Raw genomic sequence first — 4,698 nt, forward strand, 5'->3', positions numbered from 1 at the left:
GCCGGCGCGCAGAACATCGCCGCGCCAACCGGCCAGTTCACCGGCGGCACGACCGGCATGGGCGGCTACGGCCGCACCGGCAGCACCGGCGGCGGCTTCGGCGGCGGCACGGGCGGAACCGGCTCGGCCTTCTCCGCCTCGTTCGCGCCGAACCAGATTCCGACCACCGGCGGCATCATCCAGGCCGATCCGTCGACCAACTCGCTGATCATCACCGCCAGCGAAGCGGTCTACCGCAGCCTGCGCGCGGTGATCGACGACCTCGACGCGCGCCGCGCGCAGGTCTACATCGAGTCGATGATCGTCGAGGTGACCTCGACGCAGGCGGCCGAGCTCGGCATCCAGTGGCAAGGCATCCTCAGTTCGGCGGGCGGCAACAACAACTTCTTCGCCGGCACCAACTTCGGCACCGGCGGCAGCAACATCATCAACCTGAGCGGCGCGGTCTACGACATCTCGCAGAACGGCGCCGCGGGGATCGAGCGGGCGGCCGGGCTGGTGCCCGACATCGGCGGCCTGAACCTGGGCGTGGTCAACCGCGCGCTGGGCCTCGGTGCGCTGCTGCGCGCGCTGGGCAGCCAGGGCAGCGTCAACCTGCTGTCGACGCCGAACCTGATCACGCTGGAGAACGAGGAAGCCAAGATCCTGATCGGCCAGAACATTCCGATCACCACCGGCTCTTACGCGCAGAACAACGCGGTCGGCGGCGGCACGCCGTTCAATACGTTCGACCGCAAGGATGTCGGCATCACGCTGCGGGTCAAGCCGCAGATCACCGATGGCGGCCTGGTCAAGCTGCAGATCTACCAGGAGTCGTCGTCGGTGGTGCCGGGCACCACCAACCTGATCCAGGGCCCGACCACCAATGTCCGCTCGATCGAGACCAATGTGCTGGTCAACGACGGCCAGATCATCGTGCTGGGCGGCCTGATCGAGGACAACTACGGCGACGGCGTGCAGAAGGTGCCGGGGCTGGGCGACCTGCCGTGGATCGGCGGGCTGTTCCGCTACGAGAACAAGTCGCGCGCGAAGACCAATCTGCTGGTGTTCCTGCGCCCCTACGTGATGCGCACCTCCGGCGCGACCGACCGCATCACGCAGGACCGTTACGGCTATATCCGCGGCGAGCAGCAGGGCTTCGTTTCGCCGAACATGATGATGCGCGACACGCAGACACCGGTGCTGCCGCCCGCAGACGCGCCGGCCGCGCCGTTCGTCGATCCGCGCAACAATGGGCCGGTGCCCGGTCCGCTGCCGCTCGAGCAGACGCTGCCGCCGCCGGGCCCGACCTCGCGCGCGCCGAACCAGGGCGAAGGCGCCTGAACGCGGGCTGACCAGACAGGCGATCACCATGGCGACAGTCCCCTCTTCCCTTCCCGGCCCGGCAGCGGATCCTGCGCTCGGCGCGGCCAACGCCAACGCCGCCGCGGGCGCAATGGGCGCCATCGACACGCCGCTGTCCTCGCCGATCGCGGCGCGCCTGGTGCCCTACGGCTTCGCGCGCGAGGCGAGGCTGCTGGTCGCGCACCAGCGCGCCGACGGGCTCGAGGTCTGGGTCAGCCGCGCGACCTCGCCGGCGGCGCTGGCCGAGCTGGCGCGCGTGCACGGCCCCCTGCATCTGCGCGTACTCGAGCCGGAAGCGCTCGAACGGGCGATGTCCGACGCCTACAACCGCCAGGACGGCACCGCCGCGCAAGTGGTCGGCGAAGTCGAGGGCGAGGTCGACCTGTCGCGGCTGATGCAGGACATTCCCGCGGTCGAGGACCTGCTCGAATCGGAGGACGACGCACCGATCATCCGCATGATCAACGCGCTGCTGACGCAGGCCGCGCGCGAAGGCGCCTCGGACATCCATATCGAGCCGTTCGAATCGGCCTCGGTGGTGCGCTTTCGCGTCGACGGTACGCTGCGCGACGTGGTGCGGCCGAAGAAGGCGCTGCACGGCGCGCTGATCTCGCGGATCAAGATCATGGCCCAGCTCGACATCGCCGAGAAGCGGCTGCCGCAGGATGGCCGCATCACGCTGCGGGTCGGCGGGCGGCCGGTCGACGTGCGGGTGTCGACGCTGCCGACCGGCCACGGCGAGCGCGCGGTGCTGCGTCTGCTCGACAAGGAGGCCGGCCGGCTCGACCTGGCCAAGCTCGGCATGGCGCCCGCGACGCTGCACGCGTTCGACGAGCTGATCCGCCAGCCGCACGGCATCGTGCTGGTGACCGGCCCGACGGGCTCGGGCAAGACCACCACGCTGTACGCGGCGCTGTCGCGGCTCGATGCGCGCACCACCAACATCATGACGGTCGAGGATCCGATCGAGTACGACCTGGACGGCATCGGCCAGACCCAGGTCAACGCGCGCATCGACATGACCTTTGCCAAGGCGCTGCGCGCGATCCTGCGCCAGGACCCGGACGTGGTGATGATCGGCGAGATCCGCGACCTCGAAACCGCGCAGATCGCGGTGCAGGCCTCGCTGACCGGCCACCTGGTACTGGCGACGCTGCACACCAACGACTCGGCGTCGGCGGTGACGCGCCTGGTCGACATGGGGATCGAGCCCTTCCTGCTGTCGTCGTCGCTGCTCGGCGTGCTGGCGCAGCGGCTGGTACGCCGGCTGTGCCCGCAGTGCAAGCGCGAGGAGACCATCACGGTAACGCCGACGCAAGCGCAGACGCTGCTGGCCGAGGGCAAGCCGTTGCAGAAGCTGTGGCACCCGGTCGGCTGCGACAAGTGCGGGCAGTCGGGCTACCAGGGACGGATGGGCGTCTACGAGCTGCTGGTGGTCGACGACCGCATCCGCACGATGATCCATCGCCAGACGCCCGAATCGGAAATCAAGCAGACCGCGCTCGCCAACGGCATGCACACGATGCGCGGCGACGCGCAGCGCTGGATCGACAGCGGCGCGACCTCGCTGGAAGAGGTGCTGCGCGTGACGCGCGATTGATCCCGTTGACCTGAGCCATGCCAGCCTACCGCTACGAAGCCGTCGACGCCGCCGGCAAGACCGACCGCGGCGTGATCGAGGCCGACAGCCCCAAGCAGGCCCGCACGCATCTGCGCACGCGGGGGCTGACTCCATTGACCGTCGATGCGCTGGGCAGCGCGGCGCAGGCCGCGCGCGGCACCGCCGGCGGCTTCGGCCGCAAGCTGTCGACCCAGGAACTGGCGCTGTTCACGCGCCAGCTGGCCAGCCTGATCGTCGCCGGCCTGCCGCTCGACGAAGCGCTGGGCGCGCTGGCCGACCAGGCCGAGCGCGCCTATGTGCACGAGTTGCTGGCCGGGGTGCGCGCCGAGGTGATGGGCGGCAGTTCGCTGTCGGTCGCGCTGATGCAGCATCCGCGCGACTTTCCCGATATCTATCGCGCGCTGGTCTCGGCCGGCGAGCATTCGGGCCACCTGGGCCTGGTGCTGGAGAAGCTGGCCGGCTATATCGAGACCCGCAACGCGCTGACCGCGAAGATCCGGCTGGCCTTTACCTATCCGGCCATCGTCACCGTAGTGGCGTTCGCGATCGTGATCTTCCTGCTGTCGTACGTGGTGCCGCAGGTGGTCAGCGTGTTCGCCAACACCAAGCAGAAGCTGCCGTTGCTGACGGTGATCATGCTGGCGCTGTCGGACTTCGTGCGCCAATGGTGGTGGGCCGCGCTGATCGTGCTGGTGCTGGCGGTGATGGCGGTCCGCGCGCTGCTGCGCCAGCCGGGCGTGCGGCTCGAATGGCATCGCTGGCTGCTGACCGCGCCGCTGGCCGGCAAGCTGATCCGCGGCTACAACACCGCGCGCTTTGCCAGCACGCTGGCGATCCTGGTGTCGGCCGGCGTGCCGATCCTGCGCAGCCTGCAGGCCGCGGGCGAGACGCTGGGCAACGAGGCGCTGCGCGCCAACGTCGACGACGCCACCACGCGCGTGCGCGAGGGTTCGTCGCTGGCCCGCGCGCTGGCCGCGCAGAACCAGTTTCCGCCGGTGCTGGTGCACCTGATCCGCTCGGGCGAGGCCACCGGCAATCTGCCGACGATGCTGGAGCGCGCCGCGCAGGGCGAGGCGCAGGAACTGGAACGGCGCACGCTGTTCCTGACCAGCCTGCTCGAACCGCTGCTGATCCTGACGATGGGCGTGGTGGTGCTGCTGATCGTGCTGGCGGTGCTGATGCCGATCATCGAGATCAATCAGCTGGTGAGGTAGCGGGCATCAAGCGGGCTCCGCCGAGACAAGACCACCTCCCTCTCCCCGGCCCTCTCCCCCCTGAGGGGGAGAGGGAGAACACCGTCGGCTGGTCCCTCTCCCGTTCCGGACGGCTGAGCCTCGGTAAATCGCCATCGGTTCTCTCCCCTCTCCCGCTGGCGGGAGAGGGGCGGGGGAGAGGGCAAGCGGCGCTCGCCCTCGTGAACAGCCTTATTCCGCTGCTGCCGCCTTCTTTGCCGCGCGCTTGCGCGGGGCCGTGCTGCGGCGCTTGCGGGCCGGCGGCGCGGTCTCGTTGGCTTGCACCGACTCGGCGCTCTCCACCGGTTCGGCGTCCGCCGCTGCCTTGGCGCCCGGCACCTCAAGCGCTTCGCTTGTTGCCGACGCCGGCGCGGCGAACACCGTGCTGTCGATCGGCCACGGCGTGTCGCTCAGCTTTACATCCGGGCGACGCGCGCCGCGGCGGCCGCGCGACGATCGCGGCGGGGCGGCGACCTCGGTCGTGGCGGCATTGCCGGCGGG

3 protein-coding genes and 1 pseudogene are annotated in these 4,698 nt (G+C 70.1%); 3 read left to right on the forward strand and 1 reads right to left on the reverse strand.

Going from position 1 to position 4,698, the window contains the following annotated elements; translation table 11 throughout:
* The 3 genes from B551_RS14105 to gspF form a co-directional block, all read left to right on the forward strand.
* Positions 1 to 1,323, forward strand: a 1,323-nt coding sequence (locus tag B551_RS14105) for a secretin N-terminal domain-containing protein (RefSeq protein WP_023264352.1), incomplete at its 5' end; no start/stop codon positions are given.
* A 112-nt stretch (positions 1,324 to 1,435) separates the two neighbouring features.
* A complete protein-coding gene (gene gspE / locus B551_RS14110) occupies positions 1,436 to 2,944 on the forward strand; it encodes a type II secretion system ATPase GspE (protein ID WP_023264353.1) in 1,509 nt (502 codons plus the stop codon).
* 17 nt (positions 2,945 to 2,961) lie between these two features.
* Complete coding sequence (gspF, locus tag B551_RS14115) at positions 2,962 to 4,179, forward strand: type II secretion system inner membrane protein GspF (RefSeq protein ID WP_023264354.1); 1,218 nt, start codon at positions 2,962 to 2,964, stop codon at positions 4,177 to 4,179.
* Between the two features lie 210 nt (positions 4,180 to 4,389).
* On the opposite strand, the pseudogene B551_RS26590 reads toward gspF, so the two are convergent.
* Positions 4,390 to 4,698 (reverse strand): annotated as a pseudogene (locus B551_RS26590) (hypothetical protein); the annotation flags it as partial.

The organism is Cupriavidus sp. HPC(L) (assembly GCF_000307735.3).
Lineage (GTDB): Bacteria > Pseudomonadota > Gammaproteobacteria > Burkholderiales > Burkholderiaceae > Cupriavidus.